Annotated in this window: 16 protein-coding genes and 2 tRNA genes; 12 read left to right on the forward strand and 6 right to left on the reverse strand. The window is 73.9% G+C overall.

Translation table 11 applies throughout. The annotated features are described in order from the left end of the window. Positions 1-72 precede the first annotated feature (72 nt). A complete protein-coding gene (locus QSK00_RS11975; protein WP_285590863.1) occupies positions 73-777 on the forward strand; it encodes a dienelactone hydrolase family protein in 705 nt (234 codons plus the stop codon). Between the two features lie 63 nt (positions 778-840). Beyond that, complete coding sequence (locus QSK00_RS11980; protein WP_285590865.1) at positions 841-2592, forward strand: phosphatidylglycerol lysyltransferase domain-containing protein; 1752 nt, start codon at positions 841-843, stop codon at positions 2590-2592. Positions 2593-2649: 57 nt separating this feature from the next. Here QSK00_RS11980 and QSK00_RS11985 read toward each other — a convergent pair whose 3' ends face one another. Continuing rightward, positions 2650-3681, reverse strand: a complete 1032-nt coding sequence (locus tag QSK00_RS11985; RefSeq protein ID WP_285590867.1) for a zinc-binding dehydrogenase — start codon at positions 3679-3681, stop codon at positions 2650-2652. A gap of 202 nt (positions 3682-3883) precedes the next feature. Here QSK00_RS11985 and QSK00_RS11990 point away from each other — a divergent pair. Together QSK00_RS11990 and QSK00_RS11995 are read left to right on the forward strand one after the other, a co-directional pair. Next, positions 3884-3973, forward strand: a tRNA-Ser gene (locus QSK00_RS11990). 44 nt (positions 3974-4017) lie between these two features. Then, positions 4018-4090: transfer RNA gene (locus QSK00_RS11995), tRNA-Arg, on the forward strand. A 152-nt stretch (positions 4091-4242) separates the two neighbouring features. Here QSK00_RS11995 and QSK00_RS12000 read toward each other — a convergent pair. Then, positions 4243-4869: a DUF3159 domain-containing protein gene (locus tag QSK00_RS12000; RefSeq protein ID WP_285590869.1), complete on the reverse strand. Its 627-nt coding sequence runs from the start codon at positions 4867-4869 to the stop codon at positions 4243-4245. A gap of 137 nt (positions 4870-5006) precedes the next feature. On the opposite strand from QSK00_RS12000, the gene QSK00_RS12005 reads away from it, so the two are divergent. Then, entirely contained in the window at positions 5007-5459 is a 453-nt protein-coding gene (locus QSK00_RS12005; protein WP_285590871.1) for a nuclear transport factor 2 family protein, read from the forward strand. Here the strand turns inward: QSK00_RS12005 and QSK00_RS12010 are convergent. Further along, positions 5449-7323 carry a prolyl oligopeptidase family serine peptidase gene (locus QSK00_RS12010; RefSeq protein ID WP_285590873.1) on the reverse strand — a complete coding sequence of 625 codons (1875 nt, stop codon included), beginning with the start codon at positions 7321-7323 and terminating at the stop codon, positions 5449-5451. The two genes, QSK00_RS12005 and QSK00_RS12010, sit on opposite strands and share 11 nt — an antisense overlap. Before the next feature lie 53 nt (positions 7324-7376). On the opposite strand from QSK00_RS12010, the gene QSK00_RS12015 reads away from it, so the two are divergent. The 5 genes from QSK00_RS12015 (at position 7377) to QSK00_RS12035 (ending at position 12285) form a co-directional block, all read left to right on the forward strand. Beyond that, positions 7377-8156: a helix-turn-helix domain-containing protein gene (locus QSK00_RS12015; protein ID WP_285590875.1), complete on the forward strand. Its 780-nt coding sequence runs from the start codon at positions 7377-7379 to the stop codon at positions 8154-8156. Continuing rightward, positions 8153-9442 carry an aspartate aminotransferase family protein gene (locus tag QSK00_RS12020; protein ID WP_285590877.1) on the forward strand — a complete coding sequence of 430 codons (1290 nt, stop codon included), beginning with the start codon at positions 8153-8155 and terminating at the stop codon, positions 9440-9442. Before QSK00_RS12015 ends, QSK00_RS12020 begins: the two co-directional genes overlap by 4 nt. A gap of 82 nt (positions 9443-9524) precedes the next feature. Continuing rightward, a complete protein-coding gene (locus QSK00_RS12025) occupies positions 9525-10091 on the forward strand; it encodes a TetR family transcriptional regulator (protein ID WP_285590879.1) in 567 nt (188 codons plus the stop codon). Then, complete coding sequence (locus QSK00_RS12030) at positions 10088-10831, forward strand: ABC transporter ATP-binding protein (protein ID WP_285590881.1); 744 nt, start codon at positions 10088-10090, stop codon at positions 10829-10831. The genes QSK00_RS12025 and QSK00_RS12030 overlap by 4 nt, the downstream gene beginning before the upstream one ends. A 5-nt stretch (positions 10832-10836) precedes the next feature. Continuing rightward, positions 10837-12285: a hypothetical protein gene (locus tag QSK00_RS12035; protein ID WP_285590883.1), complete on the forward strand. Its 1449-nt coding sequence runs from the start codon at positions 10837-10839 to the stop codon at positions 12283-12285. Here the strand turns inward: QSK00_RS12035 and QSK00_RS12040 are convergent. Beyond that, on the reverse strand, positions 12230-13120 hold the full coding sequence (locus QSK00_RS12040; protein ID WP_285590885.1) for a sterol desaturase family protein: 891 nt from the start codon (positions 13118-13120) through the stop codon (positions 12230-12232). The two genes, QSK00_RS12035 and QSK00_RS12040, sit on opposite strands and share 56 nt — an antisense overlap. Before the next feature lie 70 nt (positions 13121-13190). Here QSK00_RS12040 and QSK00_RS12045 point away from each other — a divergent pair, with 70 nt between their 5' ends. Beyond that, positions 13191-13808: a proteophosphoglycan 5 gene (locus QSK00_RS12045; RefSeq protein WP_285590886.1), complete on the forward strand. Its 618-nt coding sequence runs from the start codon at positions 13191-13193 to the stop codon at positions 13806-13808. A gap of 5 nt (positions 13809-13813) precedes the next feature. Here the strand turns inward: QSK00_RS12045 and QSK00_RS12050 are convergent, their stop codons facing one another. After that, positions 13814-14344, reverse strand: coding sequence for a TetR/AcrR family transcriptional regulator (locus tag QSK00_RS12050; protein ID WP_285590888.1), 531 nt, complete (start codon positions 14342-14344; stop codon positions 13814-13816). A gap of 82 nt (positions 14345-14426) precedes the next feature. On the opposite strand from QSK00_RS12050, the gene QSK00_RS12055 reads away from it, so the two are divergent. Further along, positions 14427-15359, forward strand: a complete 933-nt coding sequence (locus QSK00_RS12055; RefSeq protein WP_285590890.1) for an SDR family NAD(P)-dependent oxidoreductase — start codon at positions 14427-14429, stop codon at positions 15357-15359. On the opposite strand, the gene mtnA is transcribed toward QSK00_RS12055, so the two are convergent. After that, positions 15356-16300 (reverse strand): S-methyl-5-thioribose-1-phosphate isomerase, encoded by a 945-nt coding sequence (mtnA, locus tag QSK00_RS12060; protein ID WP_285590892.1) that lies wholly within the window; start codon positions 16298-16300, stop codon positions 15356-15358. The genes QSK00_RS12055 and mtnA overlap by 4 nt on opposite strands. Positions 16301-16449 lie beyond the last annotated feature (149 nt).

Consider the following 16449-nt stretch of genomic DNA (forward strand, 5'->3'; position numbering starts at 1 on the left):
GGGTGGAACGGGTTGCGCCCATCGGGTCAGGTCCTCCCGCGGCCGTGACCGAGGACATGGAAGGCTGCTCCCATGACGACCCGCACGGAGACGATCCCGCTCGTCGACGACACCCAGCTCGCGGTGACCGTCGGTGAGCCGGACGGGGCGCCGACGCGCGGCGGGATCGTGGTGCTGCACTCCTCGCAGGGCGTCACGGAGCGCACCGAGCGCATCGTGGCGGGCCTCGCCGACGAGGGCTGGCTCACGGTGGCCCCGCACCTCTTCCACGGCACCGGCTCCGCCGACGAGGTCTCCGGCGCCTCGGTGCTGGCCGACTCCGACGCCTCGTTCGGGTGGTTGGCCGAGCACGGCGTCGCGGCCGACCTGATGGGAGTCCTCGGCTTCGACCTCGGGGCGACCGCGGCGCTCGTCGTGGCCTCGAAGCGGTCCCTCGGCGCCGTGGTCACCGTCGCGGCCGCCGGGGTGGCGCAGCCCCTGGCCGACGGGCTGCCGCCGCTGCTCGACGTCGTCGGGGAGCTGACCTGCCCCTGGTTGGGGCTCTACGGCGAGAGCGGGGACCCGCTCGACCCCGAGGACGTCGACCGGCTGCGCGAGGCGGCGCACGCCTCCGGTGCCGTGGTCGACGTGATCGTCTACCCGGAGGCCGAGCACCGCTTCGACGACGCCGACTCCCCGGTCGTGCCCGACGGCCTCGCCGCGGGTGAGGGCGTGGAGGGCACCCGGAGCGAGGCACGGCACCGCGTGCTGAACTGGTTCGAGGCGCATCTGCGCTGACGCTCGTGAGCAGGAAGGGTCCGCTACAGCGACCCTTCGTGCTCACCGGACCGGAGGTCACAGGTGACAGGCACTCGGGTCGCTGACCCCGAGGAGGGGGCCGAGGACGAGGCCCGCCGGGAACGACGTCGCCGTGCCCGCATCGTCCGGGTCGTGGTGTGGTCCGCCCGGATCGTGGGCCTGCTGTCGATCCTGTCGATCCTGGCCCCCGCCGCCCGACGACGGCTGGAGCCGGCCGCGTGGTTCGGGCTCCCGGTCGAGGCGACGCTGGTGGGCACCGTCGTGCTCGCCACGGCGGGGGTCGGCCTCATGCTGCTCGCCACCGGGCTGCGCCGTCGCAAGCGCCGTGCGTGGCAGCTCGCCGTCGCCCTCTGCGTGGTGATCGTGGCCTCGCACGCCCTCGGGCGGCACCCGATCCCGCCGCTGGTCGTCGCGGTGGTGCTGCTCGTCGGGCTGCTCTGGACGCGCCGCGAGTTCGACGCCCTGCCCGACCCGGTCGGCCGGCTCGTGGCGCTGCGCGTCGTGCTGCAGCTCGCCGTCGCGGGCTTCGTGATCGTCAGCGCCATGCTGCTGTTCGTCCGGGGGAACTTCCTCCTCGACCGCCCGTCGGTGGGGGAGAAGCTGCTGCACGCGCTGCTCTCGCTGATCGGCGTCGAGGGGCCGGTCGAGTTCCGGTTCGCGTGGTACGACGACCTGACGTCCGCGGTCGGCCTCACCTTCGGCATCGGCGCGGTGGTCCTCGGCGGGTACTTCCTGCTGCGCTCGGCCGAGCCGCGCCCGGAACTCACCCCCGACGAGGTCACCGGCATCCGCGGCCTGCTCGAGCGGCACGGGAAGGCCGACTCGCTGGGCTACTTCGCGCTGCGCCGGGACAAGGCGGTGGTGTTCTCCGAGTCGGGCAAGTCGGCCGTCGCCTACCGCGTGGTGGCCGGGGTCGCCCTCGCCTCGGGTGACCCGCTCGGCGACGTCGAGGCGTGGCCGGGCGCCATCGAGGGGTTCGTCGCCGTCTGCCGCCGACACGGCTGGGTGCCCGCGGTGCTCGGCTGCTCGGAGACCGGCGCGCGCGTGTGGTCCCGCGAGGCCGGGCTCGACGCGATCGAACTCGGCGACGAGGCCGTCGTCGACGTCGCCACCTTCTCCCTGCAGGGCCGGGCCATGCGCACCGTCCGGCAGGCGGTCTCGCGGATCAAGCGGGCGGGCTACGAGACCACCGTGCGGCGACTCCGGGACGTGCCGGCCGAGGAGCTGGCCGATCTGATCGCCTGCGTGGAGCGCTGGCGGGGCGGGCCCGACGAGCGCGGCTTCTCCATGGCGCTCTCCCGCGTGGCCGACGCGGAGGCCGACCCGGAGGCCGTCGTCGTCGTGGCGGAGGCCGAGGGCAGCCCACGCGGACTGCTGCAGTTCGTCCCGTGGGGCACCGAGGGGCTCTCGCTCGACCTCATGATCCGCGACCCCGCGGTCACCGAGAACGGGCTCAACGAGCTGCTGATCACCGACCTGCTCGGCGCCTGCCGGGGGCTCGGTGTCGACCGGGTGTCGCTCAACTTCGCGGTGTTCCGCTCGGCCCTCGAGCGCGGGGAGAAGATCGGGGCGGGACCGGTGGCGCGGCTGTGGGCGCGACTGTTGCGGATCGCCTCGCGCTGGTGGCAGATCGAGACGCTCTACCGGTTCAACGCCCGGTTCGGCCCGACCTGGGTGCCGCGCTTCCTGGTCTTCGACGCGGTGCGCGACCTGCCCCGCATCGCCGTCGCCGCCTTCGAGGCGGAGGGCTACGGGGGCAGGCCGCCCGCGGTGCTGCGGGTGCTCCGCAGGTGAGCATTATTCCGTGCCAGGGCACGGAAAAGTGCTCACCTGCGCGGAGCGCACCCCCTCCTACGGCCGCACCAGCACCTTGAGCGCCTCACGGTCGTTCATCGCGCGGTAGCCCTCGGGGGTCTCGTCGAGCCCGATGGTCCGGTCGAAGACCTTGCCGGGCTGGATCTTCCCGTCCATCACGTCGGGCAGCAGCTCGTGCATGTTGGCCTGGGTCGGCGCGATGCCACCGGCGATGGTGATGTTCGCGCCGAACTTGCGGGCGGCGTTCGGGATGGCGCCGCTCTGCGGGACGCCGACGATCCCGACGAACCCGCCGGGCTTCGTCACGTTGAGCGCCGTCGTCAGCGACTGGTCGTAGCCGACGGCCTCCACGGTCGAGTGGGCGCCGTCGGTCCCGAGGATGTCGCGGACCTTCTGCTCGCCCTCCTCGCCGCGCTCCTCGACGACGTCGGTGGCGCCGAACTCACGGCCGAGGTCGGTGCGGGCCTTGTGGTGGCCCATGAGGACGATCCGCTCGGCGCCGAGGCGCTTCGCGGCGAGCACGGCGAGCAGGCCGACGGCCCCGTCACCCACGACGACGACGTCCTTGCCCGGCTCCACCCGCGCCGACACCGCGGCGTGGTGGCCGGTGCCGAACACGTCGGACAGCGTGAGGAGGCTCGGCATGAGGTCGGACTCGACCGGCACGTCCAGCTTCATCAGCGAGTGGTCGGCGAAGGGGACGCGCGCCGCCTCGCCCTGGCCGCCGTCCGTCTCGGCGCCCCACGCGCTGCCGTTCGGGCAGGCGGTGGTGAGGCCGGCCCGGCAGTACTCGCAGGTGCCGTCGGCGTAGAAGAACGGCGCGACGACGACGTCGCCCTGCTTGAGCCGGCTGATGTCCGAGCCGGTCTCCTCGACGACGCCGATGAACTCGTGGCCGATCCGGCCGCCCTCGTCGGTCGCCTCGCGGCTCTTGTACGGCCAGAGGTCGGAGCCGCAGATGCAGGAGTGCGTGATCCGGACGATCGCGTCCGTCGGGTTCTCCAGTTTCGGGTCGGGGACCTCCTCGACCCGGATGTCGCCTGCTCCGTAGATGAGAGTCGCCTTCATACCCCGGGGCTACCCGTGGGCCGCGCCCGCATGCGGCGATCCTGATGGCTCACACCGCTCACCGGGGTCCCGACGGCAGGCGTGGTGACGATGGCGCTCTGCTCCCACTCGGCGGGACTGGACCGCCATCGTCGTGGGGGTGGCCGTCAAGGGCCTCGCGGGCGACGTGTAATGTCTTCTCCCGGTGGGCCCCAGGGCTCCGGGAGGCTTCGCCTAGTCTGGTCTATGGCGCCGCACTGCTAATGCGGTTTGGGGTAACCCCCCATCCCGGGTTCAAATCCCGGAGCCTCCGCTGCGGCAGTGGCAGTAGTCTGCCGCCGAACAACTCAAGATCCTGCGCCCGTAGCTCAACGGATAGAGCATCTGACTACGGATCAGAAGGTTAGGGGTTCGAATCCCTTCGGGCGCGCATCACGAGGGCCCGTCACCGACCGGTGACGGGCCCTTCGTCGTCCCCGTGTCGAGTGGTACACGGGACCGCCGGAACTGCTTGAGTGCCACTCGCCGGGAGCCGGACGTCCCGGTCGAGGTGGAGGCGACGCCCGTCCTCGATCGACGCGCTCAGAGCAGCCGCTTCGAGCTGCGCCGGAAGGCCCACACGACGACGACGGCGGCGAGCACCGTCAGCGGCGTCCCCATGACGACGCGGGCGATGCCGAGTCCGCCGGTCGCGTCGGCGAGGTAGAGCCACTGCTGGATGACGAAGCGGGCGCCGAACACGACCGCGGCCGCGAGCGTGGCGAGGTCGTGGGCGCGCAGGACCCGGCGGTCGGTCCGCCACGCGTGCGTGCCGCCGTGCACCAGGTTCCACACGACGCCGGTGATCGGCCGTCGCGCCAGCAGGGACCCGGCGGTCACCACGAAGCCGGCCAGGGAGGCCCAGATGCCGATGACGAAGAAGTCCCGCGCCGACCCGGTGAACGCGACGACGGCGGCGGCGACCCCGACGCCGAGCAGGCTGCCCACCGCCGAGGCGACCTTCTCGCCCCGGACCAGCCGCAGGATCGTCAGGCCGAGGCCGGCCGCGAGGGAGACGGCGAGCGTGATCGGCAGGGAGAGGAACGCGTTCGCCGTGACGAACACGATCACCGGGATCGTGGAGTAGACGAAGCCCTGTACGCCGCCCATCTGCTCGAGGGCCGTCGGTGCCGGTCGCGTCGGAGCGTCGGTCTGCTGCTGTTCGCTCATGACCTCAGCTGACTCCGTGACGCTGCGGCACACTCAAGCCGCACGTGAAGCAGACCACACTCGGCATAAAACGGATACTGAAACTATCCGTTCGGGCATCATCTCGGCATCCGTCGTCGAGGAGAGGCGCAGCCGCCGTGTACCACGCCATCGTCCGCCGCGTCGCCCGTCGCACCTTCGACCGGGTGGCCGCCCGGGACTACGGGGCCGTGCTGGCCGCGTGCAGCCCGGACATCCACCACCGCTTCGGCGGCGACCACGCCCTCGGCGGCGAGCGCCACTCCCGCGAGGCTCTCGGACGGTGGTTCGAGCGCCTGGGCCGGCTGACGCCGACGCTCGCCCTCCGCGTGACGGACGTCTGGGTGAAGGGTCTCCCGCACGACACGGTGGCGGTCATCCGGTGGGAGGCGACCCAGGAGCCCCTCGACGGCGTCCCCTACCTCAACCGCGGCGTGCACGTCGTACGGATGAGGTGGGGGAAGGCCGTCGAGATCGACGCGAACGAGAACTCGCAGCTCGTCGCCGACTACCTCGACCGGCTCGCGGCCCACGGCGTCGCGGAGGCGGCCGCCCCGCCCATCACCGCGTGAGCGAGCGGCCGCCCAGGTGCTCGGCGAGGAACCGCTCGGTCGCCCGGAACATGTCGACGAGGTTCTCGGTCTGGGCGAACATGTGCCCCTCGTCGGCGTAGACGCGGTAGTCCACCTCGACCCCGCGGGCGCGCAGCGAGGCGACGATCGTGTCCGACTCGGCCTGCGGCACCCGGACGTCGTTGGCGCCCTGGAAGACCATCAACGGCGTGACGATGCGGTCGGCGTGGGTGATCGGCGAGCGCTCGATCATGTCCGCGTACTGCGCCGGGTCCTCGGGGTCGCCGACGTAGGCGTACCAGTTGTGGCGCAGCCCGGGCCGGATCGCCTCGGGCAGGGCGAGCATGAACGTCGCCAGGTTCGAGATGCCGACGTAGTCGACGGCAGCCGCGAACAGGCCGGGGTCGCGCGTCACCGCCGTCAGCGTCGCGTAGCCGCCGTAGGAACCCCCGAAGACGCCCACGCGGTCCGGGTCCGCGTAACCCTCCGCCACCGCCCAGGACACCGCGTCGACCAGGTCGTCCTGTATGGCGCCGGCCAGCTCCCCGATCCCGGCCCGCATGTGGTCGCGCCCGAACCCCGTCGAGCCGCGGAAGTTCACCTGCAGCACCGCGTAGCCGCGGTTGGCGAAGAGCTGCGCGACCGGGTCGTTCCCCCACGCGTCGCGCGTCCAGGGGCCCCCGTGGGGCACGAGCACCATCGGGCCGGGACCCTCGGCGTCCAGCGGTCGGGTCAGGTACGACGGCAGGTCGCGACCGTCCCGGGCGCGCACGGTCACCGGCACGGTCGGGGCCAACGTCGCCGGGTCCAGGTGCGGGTGCGCCCGGAAGAGCAGGCGCGCCTCGCCGGTCGCGTGGTCGTAGAGCCAGGTCGCGCCCCACTCCCGGTCGTGGACGAACGTGACCAGCCACCGCCGGCCCGACGCGTCGGTCGACAGCGCTCCCACGTCGCCGTCCGACAAGGCCTCGAGCTGCTCGAGCACCGCCTCGAATCCGTCGTCGACCGGGATGATCACCTGGCGCTCGCGCGAGTACCGCACGGCGAGCAGCTCGCCCCCACGGTCGCGGATCAGGGGCGAGGGAATCGTCGGGAAGACCTGGGCGCGGGTGTCGAGGTCGTAGGTCGGGTGGCCGGCGACCTCGGTCTCCACGCCCGTCGCGAGGTCGAGGTGCACCAGGCGCAGACGGTCGGTGTGCCCGTGCCGGCCGATCCACAGCCCGGTCCCGTCCGGGGTGAGCTGGGTCGGGAACGGGCCGGTGGGATGATCGGCCCCGTCGAGGGCGGCGACGACGCGGACGGAGCCGTCGGGTCGGCGGTGGTTCACCGTCCAGTGGCCCTCGTCGTCCTGGCCGATGCCGTAGAGGTCGCCGTCCGGGCCGACCATCGTGCCCCCGACCTCGGTGTCGCCGGCGGCGACGAGCGTGAGCTCGCCGGTCGCGACGTCGATCTCGCAGGTGTCGACCCGCTCGGGGCGCACGTGGTTCATCGTGACCACCAGGCGGCCGGGCCGGGCCGGGGGCAGGTCGTGGCCGAAGACCCGTGCGCCGGGGAAGGGCGTGAGGTCGACGATCGGCGCGTCCGGGTCGGCGAGGTCGACGCGGTGGAGGTGGAAGTGCTCGTCGCCGCCGGTGTCCTGGGCGTAGACGAGCCAGCGGTCGTCGACCCAGCGGTACTGGAGGATGCCGCGGGTCCCGTCGGCCGTGACGCAGCGGGCGGCGTCGAGGTCGTCGACCGGGGCGACCCAGACGTTCAGGCGGTCCTTCCACGGCGCGAGGAAGGCGATCCGCCCGCCGTCGGGGGAGAGCGTGGCGCCGGCGCGCTCGGGCGGGGAGACGAGGGCCTCGACGGGGATCAGCGGTGTCATGGTGCGAGCCGACACCGTGACGTCGCGGCACGGTCAAGGGCAGACTGCCCGCCGTGGGCTGGAGCACCCGGGAGATCGCCGAGCTCGCCGGCACCAGCCTGCGCTCGGTGCGGCACTACCACGACGTCGGGCTGCTGCCCGAGCCCGAGCGGCGCAGCAACGGCTACAAGCAGTACGGCGTCGCGCACCTGGTGCGGCTGCTGCGCATCAAGCGCCTGGCCGACCTCGGGTTCTCGTTGCCGCAGATCGCCGAGCTCGGGGACGGCGACGAGCACCCGGCGCAGGCCCTGCGCGCGCTCGACGAGGACCTCGCCGCGCAGGCCGACCGGCTGGCGCAGCTGCGGGCGGAGCTCGCGGACATCCTGGAGCACGAGCTGCCGACCGACCTGCCGAGCGACCTGGCCGCCGCGTCCACCGCGACGCTGTCGGAGACCGACCGGAACCTCGTCACCGTCATGGGCCGGACGCTCGGGGCCGAGGGCCGGGAGGTCTACGCGGACCTGCTGCGCGGCGAGGACACCGACCCGGAGCTGACCGAGGAGTTCGAGGTGCTGGACCCGGACGCCGACGAGGCGACCCGGGACCGGCTCGCCGCGCGCTTCGCCGACGCGGTCCTGGCCCGGGCCACCGCCGACCCGCGGATCACCAGGTTCGGCCTGGACGCCCCCGGCGGTCTCCCCCGCTACCTGCGCACGGTCCGTCGGGCGATGGAGGACCTCTACAACCCGGCCCAGCTCGACGTCATGAACCGCATGATCCGGCTCTTCCGGGCGCGCTGGGACCCCGAGACCCTGGCCGAGCGACCCGACGTCGGGAAGCATCCGGAGACGTGAGCGACGAGAAGCACCTCATCCGCTACTCGGGTCGCGGGACGTTCGCGCGCGACGTCATCGCCCGCGCGGCGGGCAGCTCGGTGTTCACCGAGGACGGCCGCGAGCTGCTCGACTTCACCTCCGGGCAGATGAGCGCGATCCTCGGTCACTCCCACCCGGAGATCGTCGCGACCGTCGCGCGGCAGGTCGCCTCCCTCGACCACCTGCACTCGGGCATGCTCAGCCGCCCGGTCCTGGACCTCGCCGAGCGCCTGGTCGACACGCTGCCCGCCCCGCTCGAGAAGGCCGTCTTCCTGACGACGGGTGCGGAGGCCAACGAGGCCGCGCTGCGGATGGCGAAGCTGGTCACCGGGGGACACGAGGTCGTCTCGTTCGCCCGGTCGTGGCACGGGATGACCCAGGCCGCGGCCAACGCCACCTACAGCGCGGGCCGCGTCGGCTACGGCCCGACGGCGCCCGGGAACTTCGCGCTGCCCGTGCCCGACCGCTTCCGGCCCTCGATCGTCGGTCCCGACGGCGAGCTCGACTGGCGCCGGCAGCTCGACCTCGGCTTCGAGCTGGTCGACGCACAGTCGGTCGGGGCGCTCGCCGCGTGCCTGGTGGAGCCGATCCTGTCCTCCGGCGGGGTCGTCGACCTGCCGCCCGGCTACCTCGCGGCGCTCGCGGAGAAGTGCCGGGAGCGGGGCATGCTGCTGATCGTCGACGAGGCGCAGACCGGGCTCTGCCGCACCGGCGACTGGTACGCCGTCGAGCGCGACGGCGTGGTGCCCGACATCCTCACGCTCTCCAAGACCCTCGGCGCCGGGCTGCCGCTCGCGGCCGTCGTCACGAGCGCCGAGATCGAGGAGCGGGCGCACGACCGAGGCTTCCTCTTCTTCACCACGCACGTCAACGACCCGCTGCCGGCGGCCGTGGGGCTGACCGTGCTCGACGTCCTGCAGCGCGACCGGCTCGACGTGCGCGCCCGGGAGCTGGGGGAGCGGCTGCGGGCCGGGCTGTCGGCGTTGCCGCACGACGTGGTGGCCGACGTGCGCGGGCGCGGGCTGATGGTGGGCCTGGAGCTGGACCCGGGCGAGCGGAGCGACGGGGGGAGGATGCGCGAGGACGCCGACCGGCTGGGTGCCGCGGTCACCGCGCGGTGCGCCGAGCTCGGGCTGCACGTGAACATCGTGCAGCTCCCCGGGATGGGCGGGACGTTCCGCATCGCGCCGCCGCTGACGGCGACCGAGGAGGAGATCGACCGGGGCGTGTCGATCATCGACGCGGCACTGCGGTCGGTCGGCTGAGGAGGTTCTTGCTCAGCTGAGCTAGTCTTTGCTCGTGCAAGCAAACCGCTCCGTCACCGAGGCGGCCCGTCGACGACAGATCGTGGCCGCCACGATCGAGGTGCTCGCGGAGGTCGGTCACGGCGCCACGACCTTCACCCGGATCGCGCGGTGGGCGGGCCTGAGCAGCACCGGCCTGATCAGCTACCACTTCGCCGACAAGGCGGACCTGCTCGACGAGGTCCTCGCCGAGGTGGTGCGGGCGGCGGTGGCGTTCATGGGCCCGCGCATCGAGGCGGCCGAGGGGCACGTCGGCACGCTGTCCGCGCGGATCGCGGCGAACGTCGAGCTGGTGGCCGAGCACCCCGCGCACGTCCGCGCACTGCGTGAGGTCCTCGCGGCGCCCGGCCGCAGCGCCCCGGCCGACGATGCGACCGCCGGACTCACCGACCGCGTGGGTGCCCTCGCCGCGCTCCTCCGGGACGGCCAGGCGCACGGGGCCTTCGGGTCCTTCGACCCCGAGCTGATGGCGCTCGCGGTCACCGGCGCGATCGACGCCGTGGTCGCGGTCCCGCCCGCCGGCGAGGAGCAGGTCCGCCGGGCGGCCCACGAACTCGCCGCGACCTTCGTCCGGGCCACCGCACCCGACGCCCCGGAGCCGCGGCCGTGAGCGACGTCCTGGCCCTGCGCGGCATCACGAAGCACTTCGGCGACACGCTCGCCGTCGACGACCTGGACCTCACCGTCGCGGCCGGGAGCATCCTCGGGCTCGTCGGACCGAACGGGGCGGGCAAGACGACGGCGCTGTCGGTCGCCGTCGGCCTCCTGCGGCCGGACCGGGGCACCGTCACGGTCTGCGGGACCGCCGACCGGTACCGCGCGGCCTCCCTGGTCGGCGCGCTGCCGGCCGGACTCCCGCTCCCCGGGCGGCTGACCGGTCGGGAGCTGCTGACCTACCTCGGGCTGCTGCGTGGTCTCGACGCCGAGGAGGTCGCCTCGCGGACCGACGAGCTGCTCCGCGTCCTCGACCTCACGCACGGCGACCGGACCCTCGTCGTCGACTACTCGACGGGGATGACCAAGAAGCTCGCGCTCGCCGCCGCGCTCCTGCACAACCCGCGCCTGCTGGTGCTCGACGAACCGCTCGAGGCCGTGGATCCGGTGTCCGCCGCGACGATCCGCGCCCTGCTCGTGCGCTACGCGGCCGCCGGCGGGGCGGTGATCTGGTCCAGCCACGTCATGGCGCTCGTGGAGACGCTCTGCGACCACGTGGCCGTGATGGACCGTGGTCGGCTGGTGGCCTGCGGGACCACCGAGGAGGTCCGCGCCGGCCGCACCCTCGAGGAGAGCTTCGCGACGTTGGTCGGCGCGGACGTGGACCCGACGGGGCTCGCGTGGTTGGGACCCTGATCCGGATGCGGGCCGCCGTGCTCGCGCACACCGTGGCGGGCACGGGGACCCGCTGGCTCGTCCTGGCCGGGCTGCTCGGTCTCGCCTGCGCGGGATCGACGGTGTGGCTCGGCCTCGTCGGGACCCCGGGGACGCTGTCCTTCGTCCTCGCGCTGTGGGTGGGCGGGCAGGTGACCCAGGCCGCGCTCGCCGGGGGCGACCCCGTCCTGCCGCCCGAGATGCTCGCCCTGCTGCCGATCCGGCACCGGGTCCTCGCGGCGGCGACCCTCCTCATTGGCCTGCGGGAGCCCGCGACCCTCGTCACCGCCCTTGCCCTCGGCGCGCTGGTCGTCCGCGGCGTGGCGGCGGGTGCGGTGCTGGTGGGGCTCCTGGCCTGGGTCCTGACGGTGCTCCTGACCGTCGTCCTCGCCGCGCTCGCCGGAGCCCTGGTCGCTCCCGCGCGCCGCCGTGGCCGGGACCTCGCGACGATGGCCACGGCACTCGGCCTCGCCGTGGTCGCCCTCGCGGGCGGCGCCCTGCCGTTCCTCCTCCGCGCCCTCGACGGGCCAGGCCCGCTCACCACCGCCGTGCGGGGACTGCCGTCGGGCTGGGGCCTCCTCGCGGTCGACGCCGGTGGACGTCCGGCCGCGGTGGCCCTGCCGCTGGTGGGGCTCGCCCTGGTCACCCTGGCCGCCGCGGCTGCGCTCCCCGCCGCGCTCGAACGGCGCCTGGCCGGGGCGGCCGCCCCGTCGCGGCCGGGTCGCGGGAGCAGGACCCGACGGCGCGTCCTCCCCGGCGGACCGACGGGTGCCGTCGTCGGCCGGGAGCTGCGGCTGTGGCTCCGCGACCCCCTGCGTCTGACCTGTCTGGTCCTCGCGGCCCTCGTCAGCGTGGGCGCCGCCGCGGTCGCGGCCCTGACCTCGACCACCGCGTTGCTGCCGTTCGTCGGGGTCGGGTGGACCGTCATCGCGGCGGCGTGCGCGTCGAACCTGTCCGGGTTCGACGGCGGGTCGACCTGGCTCACGCGCCTCGTCCCGGGGTGGACGACGCCGGACCTGCGGGGGCGCCAGATCGCGTGGGCACTCCTGGTCGCGCCTCCGGCCGTGGTCGCGGGCGTTCTCGGGGTGTGGCTCTCCGGCGACGCCTGGGCCTGGCCGTGGGTCGTGACCCTCACGCCGGCGCTGCTGGCGGGCGGCGCGGCGGTCGTCGGGCTGGGCTCGACGGTCGCGGTCCTCCCGCTCGACGCCACCGGGGGCCCGACCCCGGCGTGGGCCGTGAAGGTCCACCTCGCCCTCTACGTCACCGCGCTGACCGCCGCCCCCGCCGCGACGCCGGTCGTCGTCGGTGTGGTCCTCGGTGTCCCGGGCCTGTGCTGGACGGGGGTGCCGGTCGCCGCCGTGGTCGGGGCCGTCCTCGTCGTCACGACATCGTGCGTGGCGACCCGGCGACTCCGGTCCCGGGAGCCGGCGTCGTGACCGGCGGAGCCGTCCGCCCCGGCGGGGCGAACACGTGCGCGAGCCGCTCGCGCCACGTCGTCGCCGCGCGGACGTCGCGCCAGATGGCGGCGAACTCGTGGTACTGCAGCCCGGCGACGTGGCGGGTGGGCGGCGGGGTGGTCAGGCCGTAGCGGGGGCGCTGCCGCTCCTCGGCGTAGGTGCCGAACAACCGGTCCCAGACGATGAGCATCCCGCCGTAGTTGCGGTCGAGGTACTCGGGGTCGCTCGCGTGGTGCACCCGGTGGTGCGACGGCGTGTTGAACACGAACTCGACCGGCGCCGGCAGCCGGCCGATCCGCTCGGTGTGCACGAGGAACTGGTAGACGAGGGTGATCGAGAAGGCCGTGAACACCATCCACGGCGGCACGCCGAGCAGGGGCAAGGGCACCCAGAACAGCATCTCGAACCACGGGTTCCACTTCTGGCGGGCCGCGGTGGAGAAGTTGAAGTACTCGCTGTTGTGGTGCGCCTGGTGGGCGGCCCAGACGAGCCGCACCCGGTGCGCGGTGCGGTGGTAGCAGTACCAGAGCAGGTCGACGCCGAGCAGCACGCCGACCCACGTCCACGGGCTCGACGGGTCGAGACGCAGTGGCGTCAGCTCGTACAGCACCGCGTAGCCGAGCAGGGCGACACCGCGCGCCACCGTGTTGAACAGCAGAGCGACCATGCCGCTCACGACGCTGGTGATCGTGTCGCGGCGCTCGTAGCCGCGGAGGTCGTCGTCGGCGAACACGGCGAACGAGACCGCCTCGAGCACGACGAAGGCGATGAAGAACGGCACCGCGAGGGTGAGGGGATCCCGGAGGACCGACATGGGCGCATTGTGTCGGACCGGGTGGTTCCCCCCTCCTGCACCCGGAACGGGTGACGCCAGGATGCCGGGCATGGCTCTCGTCCCGGTCGACCTGCCCGCCCCGATGACGATGCGCGGCCGCTGGGCCGCGTTCGCCGCGATCCTCGGCGCCCGCGGCTGGGGCAGCGGCGCCTTCGCCGAACCCGCCCGCTGGCACTACGACGACGGCGGGGGCAACTGGGCCGACCTGCACCTCGTCGGACAGGGGCGCGCCGTGCTCGTCGGGAACGACCACGAGTACTCCGACACCTACTTCCGCGAGGCGGCGGCGTACTTCCAGGAGGAGGAGACCGACCTCCTCGCGGGCGCGCCGGACTGGTGGGAGGCGCCGGCGGTCGACGGGATGGCGCGCGAGACGTGGGTCGGTTTCGTCTACGGGTGGGACGGCTCCGGCTGGTCGCGGGCGCCCTACGACCTCTCCGACGGGTTCACGTCGCTGCACCCCGTCTTCGTCGACGACGAGCGGTGCGCGGAGATGGTCGTCGAGTTCGTGGAGAACGAGGTGGAGGGTCCCGTACGCCCCGACGCCGTCGCCGCGCTGATCGCCGCGGGCGCCGACCTCACGCACGACCAGCTGCGCGCCGTCGCCGACGTCCCGGGGTGGGACCTCGACGCGGGCGTCGCGGCGGCGCGGGCGTTCCGGGGCTGAGCGGTTCAGCGCGGCGTCGTCAGCCCGTCCAGGACGAAGCCCGCGAGCCGGTCGGCGCGGACGGGCCAGGTCTCGTCGTCGGGCAGCGTCCAGAGGCCCGCGAGCAGGGCGAGCACGTCGGCGGGGTCGCGGTCGTCGCGCAGCGTCCCGTCGGCCCGGCCCCGGGCGAGGATGCGGTCGAGGGCGTCCAGGATCACGCCTCGCGCGGGCGGGTGGTCGGCGCCCGGGGCGTGGAGCAGGTCGCCGAGCGCGCGCTTGGTCCGGGCGAACTCGACGAAGCGCAGGAGCCAGCCCGCGAGTGCGACCGCGCCGGTGCCCTCGTCCGCGAGTTCGCCGAGTGACGCGATCTCCTGGGCGTAGGTGGCGGCGACCAGGGCCTCGCGGTTGGGGAAGTGCCGGTAGAGCGTCGCGATGCTCACGCCCGCCTCGCGGGCGACCTTCTCCAGGGGGACGTCCGCGCCGTCGGAGGCGAAGCGGGCGGACGCGCTGCGGAGGAGCGCGTCGCGGTTCGCGCGGGCGTCGGCACGGGGTGACACACGACAAGCGTAGACGCCCTACGTTTCGGTGGTACGGTCGATCCGTATCCGTAGGAGCCCTACGTTTCGAGGGAGCACGACCATGACCATCCAGACCCCCTTCGGCGAGTTCTCGACCGCCGACGAGGTCGCCGCCGGGATCGACCTGACCGGGAGGCGGGCCGTCGTCACCGGGGCCTCCTCCGGGATCGGCGTCGAGACCGCGCGCACGCTGGCCACCCACGGGGCGGAGGTGACGCTCGCCGTCCGGAACCTCGAGGCCGGGGAGAAGGTCGCGGCAGACCTCCGCGCGCAGGGCGGGAAGGTCGACGTCCGGCCGCTCGAGCTCGGCGACCGGGCCTCGATCGCCGCGTTCGTCGACGCGTGGGAGGGCCCGCTGCACCTGCTGGTGAACAACGCCGGCGTCATGGCGTTGCCGGAGCGCACGCTGATCGACGGGCAGGAGGCGCAGTTCGCGACCAACCACCTCGGGCACTTCGCGCTGGCCACGGGCCTGCACCGGGCACTGGCCGCGGCCGACGGGGCCCGCGTCGTCGCCGTGTCCTCCTCGGCGCACCTGCGCCTGCCCGTGCTGTTCGACGACCTGAACTTCTCGTTCGTCCAGTACGACCCGTGGATCGGTTACGCCCAGTCGAAGACCGCGAACGTGCTGTTCGCCGTCGAGGCCACGCGGCGGTGGGCGGACGACGGGATCACCGTGAACGCGCTGATGCCGGGCGGCATCTCGACGGGTCTGCAGCGCCACGTCGACATGGAGGCGCTGCTGGCCGCGCGGCGGGCGGCGGGCGCGACCGCTCCGATGAAGACCACGGAGCAGGGCGCGTCGACGTCGGTGCTCTGCGCGGTGTCCCCGCTGCTGGACGGGGTGGGAGGCCGGTACTTCGAGGACTGCCACGAGGCGACGGTCATCACCGGACGCGACCGGTCGGACGGTCGCCACGGCGTCGCCGCGTTCGCGCTCGACCCGGAGAACGCGGCGCGGCTGTGGACGGTGTCGGAGGAGCTGATCGCCTAGCGCCAGGCCTGCTTCTCGGTGACGACCGCGGTGATCAGGTCGAACGGCGTGACGTCGAAGGCCGGGTTGTACACCGGGGTGCCGGCGAGCGTCGTGGTCCCGCGGACCTCGTCGGCGCCGCGCTCCTCGACGACGATGTCCGACCCGGTCGGGGTGTCCGGGTCGATCGTCTCCTCCGGGGCCACCACGAGGAACGGCACGCCGGAGCGGGCGGCGGCGCACGCGAGGGAGTACGTGCCGATCTTGTTCGCGGTGTCGCCGTTCGCGGCGATGCGGTCGGCGCCGACCAGCACCGCGTCGACCAGCCCCGACGCGATGGCCGCCGGCCCCGCCGAGTCCACGCAGAGCCGGTGCGGCGCGCCGGCCCGGGCGAGCTCCCACACCGTGAGGCGGGCGCCCTGCAGGAGCGGTCGGGTCTCGCAGGCGAGCACGTCGGTGAGCACCCCGCGGGCGTGCAGCCGCAGGATCGCGCCGAGGGCGGAGCCGCCCGGCCCGCAGGCGAGGTCGCCGGTGTTGCACACCGTCAACGCCCGCACCGGCCCCGGGCGGAGCTCCTGCACGAGGTCCGCGGCGCGCTCCGTGGCCCGGGCGTTCACGACGGCGGCCTCGGCCGCCACCGCCCGGGCCTCCGCGAGGGCCGCGGCGGGGCCGTCGTCGGCGCGGGTGAGGACCCGGCGCACGCCGAGGCTCAGGGGGACGGCCGTGGGCCGTGCCGTGGCGATGCGCTCCGCGGCCTCCGGGGTGCCGAGCGCGCAGGCGAGTGCCGCCCCGTAGGCCCCGGCGATCCCGAGGCTCGGGGCACCCCGGACCGCGAGGGTCCGGATGGCGGCGACCACCTCGTCGACGCTGCGCAGGGTCAGCCACTCCGTCTCGTGCGGCAGGGCGCGCTGATCGAGCAGGACCACCGCGGGGCCGTCGTCGGACCAGTCCACGAACTCCACGCCCCGATGGTCGCACTGTGACGATCACGTCCGGGGAGGAATCGGGCAGGACGACCCCGTTACCCCGTGTGGGTGTTTAGAGTCGCAGCGTCATTGGATCCGTGTGAGGAGCCTCCGCTGCGCACTCGACTCGTCGGCCTCGCCGCCGC

This window comes from Actinomycetospora sp. NBRC 106378 (assembly GCF_030269685.1).
In the GTDB taxonomy this organism is placed as follows: Bacteria; Actinomycetota; Actinomycetes; order Mycobacteriales; family Pseudonocardiaceae; genus Actinomycetospora.

Excerpts from the sequence above, each read along its gene's own strand:
- QSK00_RS11975 (WP_285590863.1), top strand. The coding sequence starts at position 73 with ATGACGACCCGCACGGAGACGATCCCGCTCGTCGACGACACCCAGCTC.
- QSK00_RS11985 (WP_285590867.1), bottom strand. The coding sequence starts at position 3,681 with ATGAAGGCGACTCTCATCTACGGAGCAGGCGACATCCGGGTCGAGGAG.
- QSK00_RS12000 (WP_285590869.1), bottom strand. The coding sequence starts at position 4,869 with ATGAGCGAACAGCAGCAGACCGACGCTCCGACGCGACCGGCACCGACG.
- QSK00_RS12010 (WP_285590873.1), bottom strand. The coding sequence starts at position 7,323 with ATGACACCGCTGATCCCCGTCGAGGCCCTCGTCTCCCCGCCCGAGCGC.
- QSK00_RS12035 (WP_285590883.1), top strand. The coding sequence starts at position 10,837 with ATGCGGGCCGCCGTGCTCGCGCACACCGTGGCGGGCACGGGGACCCGC.
- QSK00_RS12040 (WP_285590885.1), bottom strand. The coding sequence starts at position 13,120 with ATGTCGGTCCTCCGGGATCCCCTCACCCTCGCGGTGCCGTTCTTCATC.
- QSK00_RS12045 (WP_285590886.1), top strand. The coding sequence starts at position 13,191 with ATGGCTCTCGTCCCGGTCGACCTGCCCGCCCCGATGACGATGCGCGGC.
- QSK00_RS12055 (WP_285590890.1), top strand. The coding sequence starts at position 14,427 with ATGACCATCCAGACCCCCTTCGGCGAGTTCTCGACCGCCGACGAGGTC.